General features: G+C 59.7%; 18 protein-coding genes. 13 read left to right on the forward strand and 5 right to left on the reverse strand.

Translation table 11 applies throughout. The features are described from left to right. Window position 1: 1 nt before the first annotated feature. The 3 genes from QQL78_RS08455 to QQL78_RS08465 are packed head-to-tail and all read left to right on the forward strand — an operon-like array spanning window position 2 to window position 4406. Complete coding sequence (locus QQL78_RS08455) at window positions 2-1843, forward strand: peptidyl-prolyl cis-trans isomerase (RefSeq protein ID WP_284372445.1); 1842 nt, start codon at window positions 2-4, stop codon at window positions 1841-1843. 8 nt (window positions 1844-1851) lie between these two features. Then, on the forward strand, window positions 1852-3363 hold the full coding sequence (gene trpE / locus QQL78_RS08460) for an anthranilate synthase component I (RefSeq protein WP_284372446.1): 1512 nt from the start codon (window positions 1852-1854) through the stop codon (window positions 3361-3363). Between the two features lie 5 nt (window positions 3364-3368). After that, window positions 3369-4406, forward strand: coding sequence for a succinylglutamate desuccinylase/aspartoacylase family protein (locus QQL78_RS08465; RefSeq protein WP_284372449.1), 1038 nt, complete (start codon window positions 3369-3371; stop codon window positions 4404-4406). A gap of 22 nt (window positions 4407-4428) precedes the next feature. On the opposite strand, the gene QQL78_RS08470 is transcribed toward QQL78_RS08465, so the two are convergent. Next, window positions 4429-6105 (reverse strand): divergent polysaccharide deacetylase family protein, encoded by a 1677-nt coding sequence (locus tag QQL78_RS08470; protein ID WP_284372451.1) that lies wholly within the window; start codon window positions 6103-6105, stop codon window positions 4429-4431. 174 nt (window positions 6106-6279) lie between these two features. Between QQL78_RS08470 and QQL78_RS08475 the strand changes: the two genes are divergently transcribed. The 7 genes from QQL78_RS08475 (at window position 6280) to lexA (ending at window position 11775) form a co-directional block, all read left to right on the forward strand. Then, window positions 6280-6861 (forward strand): anthranilate synthase component II, encoded by a 582-nt coding sequence (locus tag QQL78_RS08475; protein ID WP_284372453.1) that lies wholly within the window; start codon window positions 6280-6282, stop codon window positions 6859-6861. Continuing rightward, the gene (trpD, locus tag QQL78_RS08480) at window positions 6858-7874 is read left to right on the forward strand and encodes an anthranilate phosphoribosyltransferase (RefSeq protein ID WP_284372456.1); all 1017 of its coding nucleotides are present in this window, start codon (window positions 6858-6860) and stop codon (window positions 7872-7874) included. Before QQL78_RS08475 ends, trpD begins: the two co-directional genes overlap by 4 nt. Continuing rightward, the gene (locus QQL78_RS08485; RefSeq protein WP_284372458.1) at window positions 7871-8536 is read left to right on the forward strand and encodes a uracil-DNA glycosylase; all 666 of its coding nucleotides are present in this window, start codon (window positions 7871-7873) and stop codon (window positions 8534-8536) included. Before trpD ends, QQL78_RS08485 begins: the two co-directional genes overlap by 4 nt. Next, window positions 8536-9348 (forward strand): indole-3-glycerol phosphate synthase TrpC, encoded by an 813-nt coding sequence (gene trpC / locus QQL78_RS08490; RefSeq protein WP_284372460.1) that lies wholly within the window; start codon window positions 8536-8538, stop codon window positions 9346-9348. The genes QQL78_RS08485 and trpC overlap by 1 nt, the downstream gene beginning before the upstream one ends. Then, window positions 9348-9821, forward strand: coding sequence for a cyclic pyranopterin monophosphate synthase MoaC (gene moaC / locus QQL78_RS08495; RefSeq protein WP_284372462.1), 474 nt, complete (start codon window positions 9348-9350; stop codon window positions 9819-9821). Before trpC ends, moaC begins: the two co-directional genes overlap by 1 nt. After that, window positions 9818-10990, forward strand: coding sequence for a molybdopterin molybdotransferase MoeA (locus QQL78_RS08500; protein ID WP_284372464.1), 1173 nt, complete (start codon window positions 9818-9820; stop codon window positions 10988-10990). The genes moaC and QQL78_RS08500 overlap by 4 nt, the downstream gene beginning before the upstream one ends. An 83-nt stretch (window positions 10991-11073) precedes the next feature. Beyond that, entirely contained in the window at window positions 11074-11775 is a 702-nt protein-coding gene (gene lexA, locus QQL78_RS08505) for a transcriptional repressor LexA (RefSeq protein ID WP_284372466.1), read from the forward strand. Here the strand turns inward: lexA and QQL78_RS08510 are convergent. Beyond that, window positions 11769-13826, reverse strand: coding sequence for a ComEC/Rec2 family competence protein (locus QQL78_RS08510; protein WP_284372468.1), 2058 nt, complete (start codon window positions 13824-13826; stop codon window positions 11769-11771). The two genes, lexA and QQL78_RS08510, sit on opposite strands and share 7 nt — an antisense overlap. A 113-nt stretch (window positions 13827-13939) precedes the next feature. Here QQL78_RS08510 and gltX point away from each other — a divergent pair, with 113 nt between their 5' ends. The 3 genes from gltX (at window position 13940) to QQL78_RS08525 (ending at window position 17528) form a co-directional block, all read left to right on the forward strand. After that, window positions 13940-15340 (forward strand): glutamate--tRNA ligase, encoded by a 1401-nt coding sequence (gene gltX / locus QQL78_RS08515; protein ID WP_284372469.1) that lies wholly within the window; start codon window positions 13940-13942, stop codon window positions 15338-15340. A gap of 119 nt (window positions 15341-15459) precedes the next feature. After that, window positions 15460-16755: a citrate synthase gene (locus QQL78_RS08520; RefSeq protein WP_284372471.1), complete on the forward strand. Its 1296-nt coding sequence runs from the start codon at window positions 15460-15462 to the stop codon at window positions 16753-16755. Window positions 16756-17228: 473 nt separating this feature from the next. After that, complete coding sequence (locus tag QQL78_RS08525; protein ID WP_284372473.1) at window positions 17229-17528, forward strand: hypothetical protein; 300 nt, start codon at window positions 17229-17231, stop codon at window positions 17526-17528. A 56-nt stretch (window positions 17529-17584) separates the two neighbouring features. Here QQL78_RS08525 and QQL78_RS08530 read toward each other — a convergent pair whose 3' ends face one another. From QQL78_RS08530 to QQL78_RS08540, 3 genes are all read right to left on the reverse strand, one after another. Next, on the reverse strand, window positions 17585-18361 hold the full coding sequence (locus tag QQL78_RS08530) for an enoyl-CoA hydratase-related protein (protein WP_284372474.1): 777 nt from the start codon (window positions 18359-18361) through the stop codon (window positions 17585-17587). 92 nt (window positions 18362-18453) lie between these two features. Beyond that, window positions 18454-18906: a cytochrome c-type biogenesis protein gene (locus QQL78_RS08535; protein ID WP_284372476.1), complete on the reverse strand. Its 453-nt coding sequence runs from the start codon at window positions 18904-18906 to the stop codon at window positions 18454-18456. Beyond that, the gene (locus tag QQL78_RS08540) at window positions 18903-20873 is read right to left on the reverse strand and encodes a heme lyase CcmF/NrfE family subunit (protein WP_284372478.1); all 1971 of its coding nucleotides are present in this window, start codon (window positions 20871-20873) and stop codon (window positions 18903-18905) included. Before QQL78_RS08540 ends, QQL78_RS08535 begins: the two co-directional genes overlap by 4 nt. Window positions 20874-20892: the final 19 nt, after the last annotated feature.

Here is a 20892-nt window from a genome sequence, read left to right on the forward strand (position 1 = left end):
CATGGCAAAACGCAGCGGCATCGGCAAAATCGCCATGTGGATCCTATTGGGTCTGTTGTTCATCGGTCTGGGCGGCTTTGGCGCGGCCAACCTCAGCGGCAATATCCGCAGCATCGGCACCGTGGGTACCAAATCCATCCCCGTCGACAGCTATGCCCGCCAGTTGCAAAACGAAATGCAGGCAATCTCAAGCCAGACCGGACAGCCCCTGCCCTTTGCCCGCGCACAGGAAATCGGCCTTGACCGCGCTGTATTGCAACGTCTGGTGCGCAACCGCGCATTGGATCACGAAACCGGCGAGCTTGGTCTGTCCATCGGCGATGAGGCCCTGCGCAATGAAATCCTGCAAATCGCATCTTTTCAGGGGGTAAACGGCGAATTCGACCGAGAAGGATACCGTTTTGCGCTGCAACAGGGTGGCGTGTCCGAAGCAGAGTTTGAAATCTCCCTGCGCGAAGAAGCGGCGCGCACCCTGCTGCAAGGCGCGGTTTTGGGGGGCGTCAAAATGCCCGCAACCTATGCCGAGACATTGGTGAATTATGTTGGTGAACAGCGCGATTTCACCTGGAGCCTGCTGGAGGCCGAAAGCCTGACCGCCCCATTACCCGTCCCGAATGAAGCCGAGTTGCACAGCTACTACGATGAAAACAATGATAAATTCATGCTGCCCGACACTAAAATGATCACCTATGCGCTGCTGACGCCGGATGCGATGATTGACGAGGTCGAGGTCCCCGAAGAAGAGCTGCGGGCCGAATATGATGCCCGCGCCGATGTCTACAACCAGCCAGAGCGGCGTCTGGTTGAACGTCTGGTCTTTCCCGATCAGGAAACTGCCGATCAGGCCGCAGCAGCCCTGGAAGTCGGCGGCACAAGATTTCGCAATCTGGTGGAGGACCGCGGGTTGACCCTTGCGGACATCGACCTTGGCGACGTTGGCCGGCTGGAGCTTGATGCCGCTGGTGAGGGCGTGTTCAGTGCCGCTGTTGGCGAAGTGGTCGGCCCGCTGCCCACGCCGCTTGGGCCTGCCCTGTTCCGTGTAAACGGCGTGCTGCCTGCGCAGGCCATCGCCTTTGAAGATGCACGGGGCGATCTGCAGGAAGAGCTGGCGCTGGCCCGTGCAGTACGCGCCGTTGAGGCCCGTGCGCAGGACCTTGACGATCAGCTGGCCGGCGGTGCCACACTGGAACAACTGGCCGATGAAACCAAAATGACATTGGGCAGCATCGCCTGGCACGCGGATTCAAGCGAGGATATCGCGGCCTATGTCGACTTCCGCGAGGCTGCGCGCAACTTGCAGGCCGGTGATTTCGCCAAGATCCAACAGCTTGAGGACGGCAGCATCTTTGCCATGCGATTGGATGAAGAACTTCCCGCGCGGGTCAACCCGTTCGAGGATGCGCTTGAAGATGTGCGTGCAACCCTTAGCATGGAACAGACCCTCGCGGCTCTGACCACACAGGCCGAAGCGCTGGTGCCGACACTGGACGGTGCCGTGGGCTTTGAGGCCGCTGGCCTGGATGCGGTGATAGAGACCGACCAACGGCGCAACGCCTTTATCACCAATACTCCTGCCGGTTTTATGTCCGATGTCTTTGACATGGAAATTGGTGAAATCCGGGTTCTGCCGAATGAGGATTCAGTGGTGATTGTACGTCTTGATGCCATCAACCCCGCTTCGGATGCGGCGGAAAACGTTGCCTTGCTCAGCCAGCTGGGGGCGCAGATGGATCAGGCTCTCGCACAGGACCTGTTCACCATTTACGCGGATGATGTGGTGCGCCGCGCCGAGCCGCAGATAGATCAACGCGCCTTGCAGGCCGTTCATGTCAACTTTCCGTAAGGCACATCATGGCTTTGACCCCCAGCTTTGACAATTTCGCGGCCGGCCACGCGGAGGGTCGCAATCAGGTTGTCTATGCCCGTCTTGCCGCGGATCTGGACACCCCCGTCTCGCTGATGCTCAAGCTGACCGGGGCGGCTGAAAACGCCTTTGTGCTGGAATCGGTGACCGGGGGCGAGGTCCGGGGCCGCTATTCAATCATCGGCATGAAACCCGATCTGATCTGGCGCTGTCGCGGTGAAACCTCTGCCATCAACCGCGCCGCACGGTATGACGCGGATGCCTTTGAGGAGGCCACCGGCAACCCGCTGGATGTGTTGCGCGCATTGATCGCTGAATCCAAAATTGACCTGCCCGAAGATCTGCCGCAGGCCGCCGCCGGTCTGTTCGGCTATCTGGGGTATGACATGATCCGGTTGGTGGAACATCTGCCACATGTGAACCCCGATCCGCTGGGACTGCCGGATGCAATGATGCTGCGCCCCTCGGTAATTGCCGTGCTGGACGGGGTGAAGGGTGAGGTCACGATTGTCTCACCCGCCTGGGTGTCAGACGGGCAATCCGCCCGCGCCGCCTATGCGCAGGCCGCTGAACGTGTGATGGATGCGGTGCGTGATCTGGAACGCGCCATGCCCGGTGCCAGCCGCGATCTGGGTGAAGCTGCCGAAGCCGATGAACCGGTCAGCAACTTCACCCGTGAAGGCTATAAATCAGCGGTGGAAAAGGCGCGTGAATATATCGTTGCGGGTGACATTTTTCAGGTGGTGCCAAGCCAACGCTGGGCGCAGGGGTTTGCCCAGCCGCCCTTCTCGCTTTATCGCAGCTTGCGGCGCACCAACCCCTCGCCTTTCATGTTCTATTTCAACTTCGGCGGCTTCCATGTGGTTGGGGCCAGCCCCGAAATCCTTGTCCGTGTTTTTGGCAATGAGGTCACGATCCGCCCCATCGCTGGCACCCGCCCACGTGGCGCAACGCCAGAAGAAGACCGCGCGCTTGAGGCCGATCTGCTTGCCGATGAAAAAGAACTGGCCGAACATCTGATGTTGCTGGATCTGGGCCGCAACGATGTTGGACGTGTGGCGAAAATCGGCACGGTGCGCCCGACCGAGGAATTCATAGTCGAACGCTATTCCCACGTGATGCATATCGTGTCCAATGTGGTGGGCGAGTTGAAAGAAGGCTGTGATGCGCTTGATGCCTTCTTTGCCGGGATGCCTGCGGGCACCGTATCTGGTGCTCCCAAGGTCCGTGCGATGGAAATCATCGACGAGCTTGAGCCAGAAAAACGCGGCGTCTATGGCGGCGGTGTCGGGTATTTCAGTGCCGGTGGCGATATGGACATGTGTATCGCCCTGCGCACTGCGGTGATCAAGGATGAAACCCTTTATATTCAGGCCGGTGGCGGCGTGGTCTATGACAGCGACGCAGAGGCCGAGTTTATGGAAACCATCCATAAGTCCGGCGCAATCCGCCGCGCGGCGGCGGATGCGGCCCGGTTTGACGGCACAGGACGGAATTAGGCAAGATGCCCAACGCCCCTTTCGAAATTGCAGGCGTTGAAATTGCCGCCGGCACCAACCGGACTGTCACCTTGCCGGTTTCAATCCTACCCGATCACACGCCGGTTGGCCTGCATGTTCAGGTCCACCATGGCAAACGTGCAGGCCCGACCATCTGTGTAACTGCCGCCGTACATGGCGACGAAGTGATCGGCGTCGAAATCGTGCGCCGGCTGCTGCGCGCACCGCAGCTTGCCTCCCTGCGCGGCACATTGCTGGCCGTGCCGGTGGTCAACTCTTTTGGTTTTCTGTCACGCTCGCGCTACCTGCCCGACCGGCGCGACCTGAACCGCTGTTTTCCGGGGCATCCTTCTGGTTCGCTTGGCTCCCGTCTGGCACATATTTTCTTGAACGAGGTCGTGCAGCGCTGCGACTTCGGGATTGACCTGCATTCCGCAGCCATCCACCGCACCAATCTGCCGCAGGTGCGCATCTCCCCGCGCGATCCTTTCACCCATCAGATGGCGATTGATTTTGGTGCCCCTGTGGTGCTGACCTCCCCGCTGCGAGACGGATCTTTGCGGGCCGTGGCCGCAAAACAGGGCACGCCGATCCTGCTCTATGAAGCAGGCGAAGGGTTGCGGTTCGACGAAATGGCGGTGCGGGCGGGTGTTGCTGGCATCCTGCGGGTCATGCGGGCCAAGGACATGCTGCCTGCCAAAGGCATCGCCAAACCCAAGGTTGCCCCCTATTTCTGTAGCGCCTCCACATGGCTGCGTGCCCCCGCTGGCGGGCTGCTGCGCACCTTCCGCGCCGAGGGTGAGACCGTGGCCAAGGGCGATGTTCTGGCAACTGTATCGGATCCGTTTGGCACCGTCGAAACCGATTTGCTTGCCCCCAGCCCCGGCATCCTGATTGGCCGCGCGATCCTGCCGGTGGTGAACGAAGGGGATGCGGTGTTCCATCTGGCGCAACTTAGCCCGAAAGCATCGGAAGACACGGTAGATGATCTCTCCACTCAGCTGGAGACCGACCCGCTGTTTGACGAGGATGAAATCATCTGATCTGCGGCGGTGACCGGTGCCTTTACCGGTCCTCACGTGTCAGGATTGCGGAAATCGGGGCCAGTGCCACCTTGCCCGCCCGGTCCTGCAACCCCCACAACAGCAAGGCCGAAATCGTGTCTGGCCGCAAACGTCCCAACATCACCACAGCCCCCTCTTGCCCGGCTTTGAAGGCGGCCTGATCAAGAAAGCGACGGATCACCGTTGCGGTCTGCCCTTCGCTGTCAAAATCACGAAACACCGGGTCGGCGGGCACACCTTGTTTGAGCGCCAGCTTGGGCATGGTGTTCAACCCCTTGTCCTGCGTCAGCAGGCCATGCCCGGATTGCGCAAGGATCGCAGTGACTTGATCGGCCACCTCCCGCGAGGCTTGCAGCCCTTCGCCTGCGCCTTCCAGCACGCCGACAACTTCAGGCATCTGCGACAGGGTTGCCCCCAATGTGGTCTCAACGTCAGAGGCCAACGCCCCTTGCGGCATATCGATCATCGCCAAAACCTCAAACCCTTCGGCGCGGTACAGTGCTGCCCGCTCTGCTGCATCGGGCAAGCTGCTGTCGACTGCAAAACTGAGCGAATAGGGGAAGCTGCGCAGTGCCGCGAGCCCCGGCGCCCCTGCGGTTGGGTCACGGCCATCATCAATCAGGACAATCCCCATCAGCGGCTTGCCCTCTGCATTAGAAAACGCCTGCGCGTATTTCTCCACAGGCCGCAGCTCAATCCCCGACGGGCTGTCGGTGATGATGGTTGCCTGTTCGACGGTCGCATCCGGGGATGAATTGCCCAAGCGGTTGACGGTCACATTACTGGCACGATCGCCCAGCGTGGTTGCCGGTTTTCCGATCCGTGGACGTGCAGAGGGGGCCAGCACGGCGACCTGTGTATTCGCCTCACTGTTCTCTTCGGGTGCATTTTCATCCGGTGCCTCTGCTACCGGTGGCGCTGCCGGGGCGGTTTCGGTTTCGGTTTGCACGATCTGCGGGGTTTCGCTTGGCTGTAAGGCTTCCCTTGTTTCAGGTGCTGAAGCCTCTGCTGGTGGCTGTTCTGCCTCACCCTGCGCCGAATTCTCTGGCGCATTGCCTGCCACCACGGTCTCTGCTGGACTCGCCTCTGAAGCATCTGCCTCCTGCCCTTCGGCATTCGGTTGCGCCTTACGCGCAGCCGCCAGCGCATCAGCAACGATCTGCTCTGCAGCTTCCGCTGACACCTCGGGGTTTTCCAGCGGTTTTGGCAGCGGACGGGCCGCGGGTGCGGTATCAATTGCCACCTGATCCGAATCCTCCGGCATCATCGGGGCCAAAGCCTGAGGATTGGGGATCACCGGATCCTCACCGGACAGGTCAACCGCAACGGATTGCGCCACATCGACAGGGGCGTCCAGCTCAATCGCTTCTGCAGTAACGGGTGCCTTGGCCGAAGGCGAAGTGGTCACATCCAGACCATCCAAAGTATCCGGTTGCGGTGCCTGCGTCTGGGATGCGGGCAGTCCTGCGACCGGCGCATCCTCTGAGGCGACCGTATTGGTCTTAGCCACCACGTCAACGGGCTGCGGTGTTTCACCGCCCTGCGGGGCCTTGTCACTGACCAAAGGGGAGGCAAGCGGTGCCGGCGGGTCCAACGGCACCATGACCGAGGCCACAGCTCCAACGCCAAGGCTGACAACCCCACCAACAAGCGCCCCACTGAGAAATCCGCGTGCCATTTAACTACTCCTGCTCACTGCATCTGCCGCTGCTCAACGGCGCATCGGTCCGAATTTGCCTGCTCACGCTCTTGACGGCGCGCGGCAAGCCTGAACATCTATGCACCGTATATACTCCGACGGGTGCGAAGACCTCTAGCCCAAAGGACCATCCCAAACGCAAAGAATTGACCATTGTTGCTGCTCATCGATAACTACGACAGCTTTACCTATAACCTTGTACACTATCTGGGGTCTTTGGGCGCAGATGTGCAGGTGCACCGCAATGATAAGCTAAGCACCGCCGATGCGCTGGCCATGCGCCCTGCCGGTATCCTGCTGTCACCGGGCCCCTGTGACCCGGATCAGGCCGGCATCTGTCTGGAACTGACCAAAGCCGCCGCCGAAAACCATATTCCACTGATGGGTGTCTGTCTGGGGCATCAGACCCTGGGGCAGGCTTTTGGCGGCAAGGTCGTGCGCGCCGATGACATCGTACACGGCAAAATGGGCCGGATGCATCACGATGGAACCGGCTTGTTTGCCGGGCTGCCCACCCCCTTTGAGGCAACCCGCTATCATTCGCTGGTGGTTGATCGCGACAGCCTGCCCGATGCCTTGCGCATTACAGCCGCGCTTGAGGACGGGACAATCATGGGGTTGCAGCATCGCGAATTGCCGATGCATGGCGTGCAGTTCCACCCTGAATCGATCCGCTCCGAGCATGGCCATGCGCTGTTGCAAAACTTTCTGAATACATTGCAGGTGCCCGCATGAGTGAAGCGCTAAAACCCCTGATCGACGCCGCCGCCAATGGGCCGCTGACCCGCGCGCAAGCTGCTGAGGCCTTCGAGATCCTGTTTGACGGCGAGGCCACCCCAAGCCAGATCGGCGGTTTCCTGATGGCCCTGCGCACACGTGGCGAAACCGTGGATGAATATGCCGCCGCCGCAGCTGCAATGCGCGCCAAATGCCACGCGGTGAAAGCCCCCGAAGGGGCGATGGATATTGTCGGCACTGGTGGTGACGGCAAAGGCACGTTGAACATCTCGACCGCGACCGCTTTTGTCGTCGCGGGTGCCGGTGTGGTTGTGGCAAAACATGGCAACCGCAACCTGTCGTCCAAATCCGGCGCAGCAGATGCGCTGACGCAGATGGGATTGAATGTCATGGTCGGCGCCCCCGTGGTCGAACGTGAACTGGCCGAGGCTGGCATCGGTTTCATGATGGCCCCAATGCATCACCCTGCCATTGCTCATGTGATGCCCACCCGTTCGGAACTGGGCACCCGCACCATATTCAACATCCTTGGGCCGCTGACCAATCCGGCCTCTGTCAAACGCCAGTTGACCGGTGCCTATCGGCGTGACCTGATCCGCCCGATGGCAGAAACACTGCTGGCGCTCGGGTCCGAAAAGGCCTGGCTGGTACATGGTTCAGACGGCACGGACGAGCTGACCATCACCGGCGTCAGCTGGGTTTCGGGGCTGGATCAGGGTACGGTCAGTGATTTTGAGGTCCATCCCGAAGATGCGGGCCTGCCTGTACATCCCTTTGATGATATTCTGGGCGGCACACCCGAGGAAAACGCACGTGATTTCAGGGCCCTGCTTGACGGGGAGCGATCCGCATACCGGGATGCCGTACTGCTGAACGCCGCCGCCGCGCTGGTGGTTGCGGATGCCGCACCTGACCTGAAAACCGGCGTAGAAATGGCAACAGCAAGCATCGATTCCGGGGCCGCCAAGGAAAAGCTCGCCCATGTCGCCGCTGTGTCCCAGCAGAAATGACCGCCTTGGATCTGTCCCGCTTGGGCGGCTGGGCAAAGCTGCCGTTTTTCCAGCAAACCCTGCCCAACATTGAAGCGGCGCTGGCGCAGGAAACCCGCCCTGTTTTCCCACCACCGGATAAGGTATTTCACGCGCTGGAACGCACCCAGCCGCAGGACACCCGCGTGGTGATCATCGGTCAGGACCCCTATCATACGCCGGGCAAGGCAGATGGGTTGGCCTTTTCAATCCCGCAGGACTTTGGCGGGCGGCTGGACAGTCTGGGGAATATTTTCAAGGAAATCGAAAGCGATCTGGGATTGCAGCGTACACGCACCGATCTGGGTGACCTTGCTGATCAGGGGGTGCTGCTGCTCAACACGGCGCTGACCGTGCCGCAGGGGGCGGCCAAGGCCCATGCAAAACTGGGCTGGGGGGAGCTGGTGCAGGACGTGCTTGCCCGTCTTGCCGATGCGCCGCGCGCCTATCTTCTTTGGGGTGGGCCAGCGCAAAAAGCGGCCAAAAACGTCAGCGCCAGTGACAATCTGAAGATCGAAACCGCGCACCCTTCACCCCTGTCCGTTCATCGCGGCTTTTTCGGCTCCCGCCCCTTTAGTCGCACCAATGCGTGGTTGCAGACACAGGGTCAGAAGGCCATAAACTGGGGCAACCCGGAGGAATGATGACTGATACCATCCTAGATAAAATCAAAGCCTATAAGCTTGAGGAAGTGGCCGCCGATAAGATCGCCAAGCCACTGGCCGAAATTGAGGCTGATGCACAGGCCGCCAGCCCGGTGCGCCCCTTTGCCGATGCGCTGCACGCAGCATCCCGCGAAGGATATGGCCTGATCGCGGAGATCAAAAAAGCCAGCCCTTCCAAAGGGTTGATTCGCGAGGATTTTGATCCCGCCAGCCTGGCGCAGGCTTATGCGGCAGGTGGTGCAACCTGTCTGTCTGTGCTGACCGACACCCCCAGTTTTCAGGGTGCAAAGGAATATCTTACCGCCGCCCGTGCTGCTTGTGATCTGCCTGCCCTGCGCAAGGATTTCATGTATGACACCTATCAGGTGGCAGAGGCGCGCGCACTTGGCGCGGATTGCATCCTGATCATCATGGCGTCGGTGTCGGATGCACAGGCTGCAGAGCTTGAGGACTGTGCAACCCATTGGGGCATGGATGCGTTGATCGAGGTGCATGACGCTGAAGAACTGGAGCGCGCCACCCGATTGAAAAGCGTGATGATTGGCGTCAACAACCGCAACCTCAAGACCTTCGAGACCTCACTCGATGGCACGCGCACCCTGTCCAAACTGGTGCCCGCTGACCGGTTGATCGTCAGCGAATCCGGTTTGAACACCCCCCAGGACCTTGCGGATATGGCGCAATATGGCGCGCGCAGCTTCCTGATCGGGGAAAGCCTGATGCGTCAGGATGATGTAGCAACTGCCACCCGCAAATTGCTGGCCAACCCGCTGACTTCCGGGGGGATGTGATGGCGCTGACGCATTTTGACGCCAAGGGTGATGCGCATATGGTTGATGTGTCGGAAAAGGCTGTCACCTCGCGCATCGCGGTGGCCGAAAGCCACATCAAGATGAACCCAGAGACCTTTGATATCATTACTGAAGGCCGCGCGAAAAAGGGTGATGTTCTGGGCGTGGCACGGCTGGCAGGCATCATGGCGGCCAAACGCACCTCGGATCTGATCCCGCTCTGTCATCCCCTGCCGATCACCAAGGTCAGTGTTGATCTGGAACCGGACGCAACCCTGCCCGGCATCCGCATCACGGCAACAGTGAAAACCACTGGCCAGACCGGTGTCGAGATGGAGGCGCTGACCGCCGCCTCTGTCACCGCCTTGACCGTTTACGACATGTCCAAAGCGGTCGACAAAACCATGGAAATCGGCGGCCTGCGTGTTGTTTTGAAAGACGGCGGCAAATCGGGCCGGTTTGAGGCCACATGATATCGGTCGAAGAGGCCCGCACCGCTGTTCTGGCGCTTGCCGCGCCGCTGGCGGTTCAACATGTCCCGCTGCGCCATGCTGCTGGTCGCGTATTGGCGCAGGATGTTGTCGCCACCCGTACACAGCCCCCCTTTGCCGCCTCATCCATGGATGGATATGCCCTGCGCCGCGCAGAGGTCGAACCGGATGCCATGTTCAAAGTTATCGGTGAATCGGCAGCCGGTCACCGGTTTGACGGCACAGTGAAAGCCGGTCAGGCAGTGCGTATCTTTACCGGTGCGCCCCTGCCCGAAGGTGCGGATTTCATCGTCATTCAAGAGGATGTGACCCGCCGCGGCGATCTGATCACCCTTGGCCATAACATTGGGGATAAGGACAACATCCGCCCCGCCGGTGGCGATTTCAGCGCCGGTCAAACCGTCACGGCCCCGCTGCTGCTGCGCCCTGCTGACATTGCGCTTTTGGCCGCCATGAACATCGCAAGCGTCCCGGTGACTCGCAAACCTGTGGTGGCGATCCTTGCCACCGGGGATGAGCTGGTGCAGCCCGGTGAAACGCCCGAGCCTGACCAGATTGTCGCCTCCAACAGCTTCGGCCTCGCCGCCATGCTGGAGGGACTGGGTGCTGAAACCCGCCTGCTGCCGATTGCCCGCGACACGACCGCTTCTTTGAAACAGGCTTTCGCTTTGGCAAAGGGTGCAGACCTGATTGTGACCATCGGCGGTGCTTCGGTTGGCGATCACGATCTGGTGGCCCCGGTTGCCGCCGAATTGGGCATGGAACAGAGTTTTTATAAGGTTGCGATGCGTCCGGGCAAGCCATTGATGGCGGGGCGCATGGGCGACATGGCGATGATTGGTCTGCCGGGCAATCCGGTCTCTGCCATGGTCTGTGGCACGGTGTTTGTCGCGCCAATAGTCCGCAAGATGCTGGGGCTGGGCATTGCGGAGCCTGAAATGCACAGCGCGCCACTGGCCTGTGACATGCCCGCCAACGGAGCACGCGCGCATTACATGCGGGCCCGGTTGATTGACGGGAAACTGCACCCGGATACACGGCAGGACAGTTCACTGCTCAGCGTGCTGGCAACCGCTGACGCGCTGCTGATCCGCCCCGTCGATGATCCTACCCGCAGCGCCGGCGAGATCGGCACCTACCTCTTGCTGTAACCCGGCAAACACGACAAGCGTTGACACAAAACAAGAACATCCCTAGAACAAATGAAAACCATTTGTCGAAAAAGGGGGCGGCCATGCTGACCAAAAAACAACTCGATCTTTTGGCCTTTATTCATAAACGTGTGCAGCGTGACGGGGTGCCGCCAAGCTTTGACGAAATGAAACTGGCGCTGGATCTGCGGTCAAAATCCGGCATCCACCGTTTAATTACGGCCCTTGAGGAACGTGGCTTTATCCGTCGTCTGGCCCACCGCGCACGCGCCATTGAGGTTGTGAAACTGCCCGAAAGTCTGGGCGGTGCGCCGAACCCGGGTTTCACCCCGCGTGTGATTGACGGGGACCGCCCCGATGCCAACCCACCGGCAGAAGCCCAGCCCGTGGGTGTAGCAGAGGCGCTGAATGTGCCGGTGATGGGCCAGATCGCCGCCGGTGTCCCGATTGAGGCCATCAACCATATGACCCATTCGGTCACTGTGCCCAATGGGATGATAGCAGGGTCAGGACAGCATTACGCGTTAGAGGTCAAAGGCGATTCGATGATCGACGCCGGCATCAATGACGGTGATGTGGTGGTGATCCGCGAGACTTCTACGGCAGATGACGGTGATATTGTGGTCGCATTGGTCGAGGATCACGAGGCCACTTTGAAGACCTTCCGCCGCAAGGGGGGCTCCATCGCGCTTGAGGCGGCAAACCCAGCCTATGAAACCAAGGTATTCCCCTCCCATCTGGTCAAGGTTCAGGGTCGTTTGGTCGGATTGATCCGCACCTACTGATCTTGTGACCGGGCTTTGGGCCAATGGGTCCAAAGCCGGTCGCCGGCACTGCCCCGCGCCGTGGTGATCCGCCACCCTTCCCCGGATTTACGCAGGGCCACCGCGCCGGTCCGTCTCAGGCTGGTCGGGTCAAACACCCTGCAAGGTTGGCCGGTCAGCACATCCGCCCTGACAGAGGCGACCACGATCTGCCCTGCCTGACAGCCCTGAAACCCTGCCAAGGCACGTTTGCCGGACAGGTGTACAATATCACCCTGCCGCCATAGCTTTGCCGCAGATGCCTGGGTCGCTCCTGTCCCGTCATTTTCCAACCAGTTGCGGGCGACAAACCCTGCCCCTTTTGCTTTGCTCAGCGCGCGCCCCTTGGGCGTCATGACACCGACCAATGTACCCGTATCGGAAATCAACAGTTCGGGCCGCACCGCCTCATTCCATAGGACAAGACTGAGGGCCATCGCCGGCACCCCGACCCATCGCAGCCGTCCCTGCCAGAGAATAAGCATCAGAAACCCCAGCGACAGCAGCGGCAAAACCCATGCCCCTGGGCTGACAACATGGCCCCTTGCGCCCTCCAGTTCTGAAACGGCATGGGCAACACCAAGGATCCAGTCCAGCCCCAGCCCCATCACTGCAAGCCCGATCCAGTCCAACCCCAAAGGGGCCATCAGCAGGGCCAGCACGGCTGCCGGTATCACAAACAATCCCATCAAAGGCACCGAGGCGAGGTTTGCGATCAACCCGTAATGGGCAAAAGCGTTGAAATGCGCCGCGGCAATCGGTGCGGTTGCAAACCCAGCCACAGCAGAGGAAACCACCGTGGCAAATACCGGTCTGGCCCATTTTGGCAGCCAGCGCTGATCTATCCCCCGCAGCCAGCCAAAGACCGCAACCAGTGCGGTTGTCGCAGCAAAGGACATTTGAAACCCCGGCCCCATCAATGCCTCCGGGCGCAGGATAAGAACGACAAAGGCCGCCACCGCCACAGCCCGTAAGGAAAAGGCCCGCCGCCCGATCATCAAGGCGGCCAAGGCAACCGCGACCATGATAAACGCACGTTGCGTTGCAACATTCCCACCCGACAAGGCAAGATATCCCGCCGCCGCAATGAGCGCGCCGACAGCAGCAATCGCCTTGGTCGGCCAGCGCAGCGCCGACACCGGGTGAAGCGTCAACAGAAGCCGCAAACCGGCAAAGACAAAACCCGTCAACAACCCCATATGCAGGCCCGAAATCGCCAGAAGATGCGCAAGGTTACTGACCCGCAGCGCCTGCAATGCCTCTGGGCTGATGGCGCTGCGATCGCCGGTGGTAATCGCCGCTGCAAACCCGCCGGTATCTCCCGCCAACCGCTTCCGTATATGGGCAGACGCCGCCATGCGGATACGGAAAACCATCAACCCTGCATGACCTTCGCTGGCAGCAGCAGCCCCCATCAAAGGCGTGCGCGCATAGCCAACGGCCCCCAGCCGCGCAAACCATGCATGCCGTTGAAAATCAAATCCCCCCGGCTCCACCGGACCGGCGGGCGGCGAAAGATGTGCGGTGATCATCACCCGCAACCCCGGCTCAGGGGTGATGCCCGCAGGCCCTTTGCCGTGCAGGGAAATCCGCACGCGATGTGGTGTGCGCTCCGGTGGCACGTCATCAAGGCGCAGCTGGTCTAGCGTCAACCGCAGGGCACCCGACTGGCTGCGGTCGATGGCGACGATCCGCCCCTCCACCGCCCCGTAATAACGCCAGCCCAGAACCGGCCCGGCAACTGAATGCGCCCGGACACCGGCGAGGATAAAACCGATCAGGCATAACGCCAAAGCTATGACAAAAGGCGAAAGCGCCTCTGGCAGATTGCGCGCGAGAGTGACAAGCCCCAGCACCCCCAGTACCAGCCAGATGAACAACGGCCATCCCGGTTCCCATTTCAAGGAAAAGTAGCAGCCAATGCCAGTGGCAAGACAGACTGGCAGCCAGCCCAGCATATGGCCCAGTTGTGCCAGCAATACCGCGCCGCTGGCGGTCAGGCCGCGGTGAAACATTCTGCTGATGCGGCCCATGCTTGCTCCCGTTCACCGCACTGGATAGACAGGCCCCAACACTAGCGGGACGATGGTTAGCGAAAGGTAAACGCAACTTTGTTCCGGTTGACCCCTATTGAGAAAGAGCCCCAATGACCGCCGAAGTTGTCACCCGTTTCGCCCCCTCGCCCACCGGTTTTCTGCACATCGGCGGCGCACGGACCGCTTTGTTCAACTGGCTGTATGCCCGTGGCCGGGGTGGCAAATTCCTGTTGCGGATCGAGGACACCGACCGCGCACGCTCCACCCCCGAAGCCACTACAGCGATCCTACAGGGCATGGCATGGCTGGGTCTGGATCATGATGGCGAGATTGTCAGCCAGTTTGACAATGCCCCGCGCCACGCCGAGGTGGCACTGGATCTGCTGGCGCAGGGCAAGGCCTACAAATGTTTTGCCACTCAGGATGACATCAGCGCCTATCGCGACGCCGCCAAGGCAGAAGGCAAAAGCACCCTTTATCATTCACCCTGGCGCGATGCCGAGGCTGACAGCCACCCGGATGCCCCCTATGTGGTGCGCATCAAGGCCCCGCAGGAAGGCACTACGGTGATCCGCGACGAGGTGCAGGGCGATGTTACCTTTCAGAACAACACCCTGGATGACATGGTGCTGTTACGTTCGGACGGCACACCCGTTTATATGTTGGCAGTGGTTGTGGACGATCATGATATGGGCGTGACACATGTGATACGCGGCGACGATCACCTGAACAATGCAGCACGCCAGATGATGATCTACAACGCCATGGGCTGGGATGTACCTGTCTGGGCGCATATTCCGCTGATCCACGGCGATGACGGTAAGAAACTGTCGAAACGTCATGGGGCCTTGGGCGCGCAAGAATATCAGGTGATGGGTTATCCCGCCGCAGGCATGCGCAACTATCTGGCCCGTCTGGGATGGAGCCATGGTGACGATGAGTTCTTTACCGATGCGCAGGCGCTGGAGTGGTTTGATCTGAACGGCATCCGCAAAAGTCCGGCACAATTCGACCTGAAAAAGCTCGGAAATATCTGTGGACAGCATATTGCCAGCTCAGGTGACGCTGCGTTGCGGCGTGAATGTGAGGCATATTTGGCGGCTGCAAATCTTCCTGCCTTGACCCCACAACAAAGTGACGGATTGGAGCAGGCCCTCTACTGCCTGAAAGAAAGGGCAAAAACACTGCCGGAACTTATTGAAAAGGCTCACTTTGTCCTGACTTCACGCCCCGTTACACCGGACGAGAAAGCAATAAAAAATCTCGACAATGTATCCCGTGGTATGCTGAACGAATTGACGCCGCAGTTGCAAAATGCTAGCTGGGACAAAGAAACGCTGGAAGAGGTGATGAACGGCTTTGCGGCTGCGAAAGACACCAAATTCGGAAAACTCGCGGGGCCCCTTCGGGCGGCACTTGCAGGGCGCGCAGTAACCCCATCTGTTTATGACATGATGCTTGTGTTGGGGCGCGATGAAACCCTCGCCCGCCTGAGCGACGCGGCTGGTTGAGAAGCGGTTAACCACTTCTCAACATCGCACAAGATAACAGTTGGTACGGCCCCGATCACAAGGGCCAAGCCCCAGACAGCTGGCAGAACGCCAGCTGCCCACCGGACGAAAGGGACCGCATGACAGAGAGTACGAAATCCGCAACGCTGACCATTGACGGCAAAAGCTACGACCTACCGATTTTCTCGCCGACCGCCGGCCCTGATGTGATTGATATCCGCAAGCTCTATGCGCAGGCAGATGTCTTTACCTACGATCCCGGTTTCACCTCGACTGCCGCTTGCGACAGCCGGATCACCTTTATTGACGGCGAAGAAGGTGTCTTGCTGCACCGCGGCTATCCCATTGACCAATTGGCAAGCAAATCCCACTACCTCGAAGTGTGCTATCTGCTGCTTTACGGTAACCTGCCCTCCCCGGCAGAGTTGGAGGATTTCGAAAGCCGCGTGACCAACCACACCATGTTGCACGAACAGATGATGTATCTGTTCCGCGGTTTCCGCCGCGATGCGCATCCAATGGCGATTATGGTTGGTGTTGTGGGCGCGATGTCTGCCTTTTACCACGACAGCACTGATATCACCGACGAATGGCAGCGCGAGGTCGCAACGATCCGTCTGATCGCCAAGATGCCGACCATTGCCGCCATGGCCTATAAGTACACCATCGGTCAGCCCTTTGAATACCCGCGCAATGATCTGGATTATGCATCCAACTTCCTGCGCATGTGCTTTGGCGTTCCTGCCGAGGATTACGTTGTTGATCCAATCCTCAGCCGCGCCATGGACCGTATCTTTACCCTGCATGCGGATCACGAACAGAACGCTTCTACCTCGACCGTGCGTCTGGCGTCCTCCTCTGGTGCGAACCCCTTTGCCTGTATCGCGGCGGGGATTGCCTGTCTCTGGGGCCCTGCCCATGGTGGTGCGAACCAGGCCTGCCTTGAGATGCTCAAGGAAATCGGCACACCGGACCGCATCCCAGAGTTTATCGCCCGCGCGAAAGACAAGAACGATCCGTTCCGCCTAATGGGTTTTGGCCACCGCGTCTATAAGAACCACGACCCGCGTGCGACCGTGATGAAGGAAAGCGCCGACGAGGTGCTGGAGCTGCTGGGTGTGGAGAACAACCCGATTCTGCAGGTCGCCAAGGAGCTTGAAAAAGCGGCGCTGGCAGATCCCTACTTCGCGGAGAAGAAACTCTTCCCGAACGTCGACTTCTATTCCGGTGTTATTCTGGAAGCCATGGGCTTCCCCACATCGATGTTCACACCGATCTTCGCACTATCGCGCACCGTCGGCTGGATTTCCCAGTGGAAAGAGATGATCGCGGACCCACAGAACAAAATCGGTCGCCCGCGCCAGTTGTATCTGGGCGAGACAAGCCGCGATTACGTGGATATCGAAAACCGCTGATCCCGCAGGATATTGCCAAAGAAAACGCCCCGCTTTGTCCGGGGCGTTTTTGCGTTTGGGGCTGTTTACGGAGCCGAAACAAATTTTAACCAAGCCTGCCAAATGTGGCAGAGCTGCCCCATTTCCGTTCCGAATCAATACGAATAGAATCGCGCCAAAACTGCGAAATTAGGTTAAAAATGGTAGAATTGTTTCTGTTGCAATTGCCGGTATCGAAACGGAGCGGGCAGAAATGAGGCACAATGAAGGCATTGTTTCGCCCCCTTGTACAATCCTTGCCACATCATTGACGCAAACCCTGCCAAGCCGTTAGCGTCTCGTTAACACATTGAAGGAAGTCTCATGTTTGTTGCGGTAACTGCTCTCCTATCCTGTCTCCTTATCGCTGATGTTGCTCAGCGCAGCTATGCAAAACGCAGATCGGCTTTGGTGCAGGCGCGGATCATGCGCAGCATCGACAGGGGGCACCGCACATGAACCGCGACAAATATGATGGTGCCTTGCGTTGGGAACGTGCTGCCGGGTTGATGCCGAGCTCACAGGCCAAGCAACATGCACCGCAAGGCGCATTTGTGCCCGATACGATGCATGACTGTGATCAGGTCGCTGTGGTCTATAACAAGGGTGAAACACCGCCGGAGATCACGATTAAACAGGTCTCAGGCTCGGTGCATACAGTGCTGGCCGACGGGGTTGCCGTGGCGGTGATCGCCCGCGCCGCAGGACCAGCGGTCTCGCCGGAAGATGTGTTGCTGGTTGAACGCTCGATCTAGAATGGCGCAAAGGCCCCGACCATCAGGTCGAGGCCCATTTCGCAAAACTCTGCGTATCAACGCCCCTCGAATGTCGCGGGGCGTTTTTCCGTGAAGGCCAGCACGCCTTCTTTGAAATCCCTTGATTTGCCGCAGATGCCCTGCGCCTGTGCTTCAAGGGTCAGCTGCTCTTCAAAACTATTGTCCCAGGAGCCGCGGATCACATTCTTGACCTCTGCATAGGCCGCTGTTGGCCCTGCGGCCAGATGGGTCGCCTTGCCACGCCAGTTGGCCTCAAACTCCGCATCCGGCACCGCCTCCCAGATCATCCCCCAGTCATCTGCCTGACGGGCACTGATCTTATCCGCAAACAGGGCCGCGCCCATTGCCTTGGCTGTTCCCATGGAACGCGGCAGCACATAGGTGCCGCCCGCATCCGGGATCAACCCGATACGTGTGAAGGCTTGAAGGAAATAGGCTGACTCCGCGGCGATCACCACATCTGCCGCCAGCGCAAGGTTTGCCCCCGCCCCTGCCGCCGGGCCATTCACCGCCGCAATTGTCGGCACCGGGCAATTCACAATCGCCCGCAGCATCGGCGCGTATTCGTCGCGCAGCGTACGTTCCATATCAATCGACGCCCCGCCTGCGCGGTCACCAAGGTCCTGTCCCGAACAAAACGCCCGCCCCGCGCCTGTAATCACCAGAACCCGTGCATCCTTGCCACCCTGTGTCGCCGCATGGGCAATCTCGGCCCGCATTTGCGTGGTCAGCGCGTTCATCTTGTCAGCCCGCGACATGGTGATCAGCGCCACGTCATTCTCAACGGTATAGGTGATGGTCTGGTAGTCCATAATCGAGCGTCCTTATTAGGAAATTTTGCACAGTGTTACCAAAGCAGATACGAGGAACCAGCAAAACCGGACGTCATCCGCAGATTTCCGCATCAGCGGCCCAGAATCTTGTCCAGCCGGGCCTGCTCTTCCGCGTCCAGCGGCGCATCAGGGGTGCTGCGCCCTGCCGCACGCCCCCGCAGATAGACAAAGCCAAGCCCCCCCGCCAAAAGCAACATCAACGGTCCTGCCCCCCAGAGCAGCCAGTTGGCACCGGTCACCGGCGGGTTCAGCAGAACAAATTCACCATAGCGCGCAACGATATACTCTACGGCCGCTTCGTCACTATCGCCCGCCAACAGACGTTCACGCACCAGCAGGCGCAGATCACGTGCAAGGGTAGCGTTGCTTTCATCAATGCTTTCATTCTGGCAGACCAGACAGCGCAGGCCCTTGGACAGCTCCCGCGCACGCTGTTCCAGCACCGGATCATCCAGAATTTCATCCGGCTCAACCGCCCAAAGCGGTGTCGCAATCAGCATCAGGATCAAGACAAGATGTTTCATTCCGCAGGCACCGGCGTTTGACGGCCCTTGTTGACCGCCCCAGCCGCCACGCGGAACCGCCTGTCACTCAGGCTCAGCATCCCACCAAGCGCCATCAGCGCCGCCCCGATCCAGATCCAGTTGGTCAGCGGCTTGATATAGGTGCGCACCGTCCAGCCGCCATTGCTCTGCTGGTCCCCGATCACCACATAGACGTCGCGGATCAGATCATAATCAATCCCCGCCTCGGTGGTCGGCATCTGCGCCACCGGGTAGAACCGTTTCTCTGGACGCAATTCCGCAATGAAATCCCCCCCCTTGCGCAATGTCAGTACACCCATTGTTGACAGGTAGTTCGGTCCGCGTACCTCCTGCACATCGGTCAGGGTCAGCTCATATTTACCCACGTTCCATGGTTGATCCAACTGCACCGCGCGGATGTCATCCTGTGTCCAGGCGGTTAGCCCCGCAATACCGGCCATGGTAATCCCCAACCCTGCATGGGCCGTTGCCTTGCCCCAATCGGCACGCGGCAAACGTGCCAAGCGGCGCAGGCGGTTTGCTCCGCGCCCGCTGCGCTGCACCAGTTCCACAACCACGCTCATCACCAGCCAGGCCCCGAGAAACAGGCCAATCGGCCCGATCATGCTGCGTCCGGTTTGCATCGCATAGGTCAAACCGCCAACCGCCAGTGCCAGCAGAAACACATAGCGCAGCGGTTTGAAGGCCTTGATGATGCCAGCCCGTTTCCACGGCATGGCTGCGCCAACCGGCAGGATCACCCCCAGCGCCACCATAAACGGCGTAAAGGCCGCGTTGAAAAACGGCGGTCCGACGCTCAGCTTACGGTCAAAGAACATCTCTGCCACCAGCGGCCACATGGTGCCGACAAAAACCACAAAGCAGGCCACCGCCAGCAAGAGGTTATTCACCACCAAGGCGGATTCGCGGCTGGCCAAGGCAAAGACGCCCTTGGCCTCCATCGCGCCGGCCCGCAGGGTGAACAGCACCAAGGCACCGCCCATAAAGAACCCCATGATCAACAAGATCCAGATGCCGCGTTCAGGGTCATTTGCGAAAGCATGGACCGAGGTCAGCAACCCTGACCGCACGATGAATGTGCCGATCAGCGAAAAACCAAAAGCAAGGATCGCCAGCAGTATCGTCCAGCTTTTCAACGCCTCGCGTTTCTCAACCACAATGGCGGAATGCAACAGCGCAGCCGCCAACAGCCAAGGCATAAAGGACGCGTTTTCAACCGGATCCCAGAACCAGAAACCACCCCAGCCCAGTTCATAATAGGCCCACCAGGACCCAAGCGCGATGCCAATGGTCAGGAACACCCAGGCGGCCAAGGTCCAGGGACGCACCCAACGCCCCCACGCCGCATCCACGCGCCCTTCCATCAGCGCTGCAACCGCAAAACTGAACGTCATGCTCAGGCCAACATAGCCGAGATAAAGAAACGGCGGATGAAATGCCAAACCGGGGTCTTGCAACAGCGGGTTAAGGTCTTGCCCGTCAAAAGGCGGGGTTTCCAAACGCAGAAACGGATTGGAAGTGAATAGGATAAACCCGAAAAACGCCACCGCAATTGCTGCCTGCACGCTGAGTACCCGTGCTTTCAGACTGGGGGGCAGATTGCCCCCAAACCACGCGGCCATCGCGCCAAACAGGGTCACGATCAACACCCAAAGCAGCATCGAGCCTTCGTGGTTGCCCCATGTGCCGCTGATTTTATAAAGCATCGGTTTGGCGGAATGGCTGTTCGCCCAGACCAGCCGCAACGAAAAATCAGAGACGACAAACGCCCAGACCAGCGCCCCAAAGGACAAAGCCGTCAGTGCAAACTGCGCCCCGGCGGCTGGTTCGGCAACGGCCATCCACCCGGCCCAACGTTTATGGGCACCAATCAAAGGCACCACCATTTGCACAACCGCGACAAGGGCGGCGAGGATCAGGGCGAAATGTCCGAGTTCTGTAATCATGCCGCGAATATAGGCGGCA

The sequence above is a fragment of the Sulfitobacter pacificus genome (assembly GCF_030159975.1).
Taxonomy (GTDB): Bacteria; Pseudomonadota; Alphaproteobacteria; order Rhodobacterales; family Rhodobacteraceae; genus Sulfitobacter; species Sulfitobacter pacificus.

Excerpts from the sequence above, each read along its gene's own strand:
- QQL78_RS08525 (WP_284372473.1), top strand. The coding sequence starts at position 17,229 with ATGAACCGCGACAAATATGATGGTGCCTTGCGTTGGGAACGTGCTGCC.
- trpC (WP_284372460.1), top strand. The coding sequence starts at position 8,536 with ATGACTGATACCATCCTAGATAAAATCAAAGCCTATAAGCTTGAGGAA.
- moaC (WP_284372462.1), top strand. The coding sequence starts at position 9,348 with ATGGCGCTGACGCATTTTGACGCCAAGGGTGATGCGCATATGGTTGAT.
- QQL78_RS08510 (WP_284372468.1), bottom strand. The coding sequence starts at position 13,826 with ATGGGCCGCATCAGCAGAATGTTTCACCGCGGCCTGACCGCCAGCGGC.
- QQL78_RS08535 (WP_284372476.1), bottom strand. The coding sequence starts at position 18,906 with ATGAAACATCTTGTCTTGATCCTGATGCTGATTGCGACACCGCTTTGG.
- gltX (WP_284372469.1), top strand. The coding sequence starts at position 13,940 with ATGACCGCCGAAGTTGTCACCCGTTTCGCCCCCTCGCCCACCGGTTTT.
- QQL78_RS08520 (WP_284372471.1), top strand. The coding sequence starts at position 15,460 with ATGACAGAGAGTACGAAATCCGCAACGCTGACCATTGACGGCAAAAGC.
- QQL78_RS08455 (WP_284372445.1), top strand. The coding sequence starts at position 2 with ATGGCAAAACGCAGCGGCATCGGCAAAATCGCCATGTGGATCCTATTG.
- trpD (WP_284372456.1), top strand. The coding sequence starts at position 6,858 with ATGAGTGAAGCGCTAAAACCCCTGATCGACGCCGCCGCCAATGGGCCG.
- QQL78_RS08530 (WP_284372474.1), bottom strand. The coding sequence starts at position 18,361 with ATGGACTACCAGACCATCACCTATACCGTTGAGAATGACGTGGCGCTG.
- QQL78_RS08500 (WP_284372464.1), top strand. The coding sequence starts at position 9,818 with ATGATATCGGTCGAAGAGGCCCGCACCGCTGTTCTGGCGCTTGCCGCG.
- QQL78_RS08465 (WP_284372449.1), top strand. The coding sequence starts at position 3,369 with ATGCCCAACGCCCCTTTCGAAATTGCAGGCGTTGAAATTGCCGCCGGC.
- QQL78_RS08485 (WP_284372458.1), top strand. The coding sequence starts at position 7,871 with ATGACCGCCTTGGATCTGTCCCGCTTGGGCGGCTGGGCAAAGCTGCCG.
- QQL78_RS08540 (WP_284372478.1), bottom strand. The coding sequence starts at position 20,873 with ATGATTACAGAACTCGGACATTTCGCCCTGATCCTCGCCGCCCTTGTC.
- QQL78_RS08470 (WP_284372451.1), bottom strand. The coding sequence starts at position 6,105 with ATGGCACGCGGATTTCTCAGTGGGGCGCTTGTTGGTGGGGTTGTCAGC.
- trpE (WP_284372446.1), top strand. The coding sequence starts at position 1,852 with ATGGCTTTGACCCCCAGCTTTGACAATTTCGCGGCCGGCCACGCGGAG.
- lexA (WP_284372466.1), top strand. The coding sequence starts at position 11,074 with ATGCTGACCAAAAAACAACTCGATCTTTTGGCCTTTATTCATAAACGT.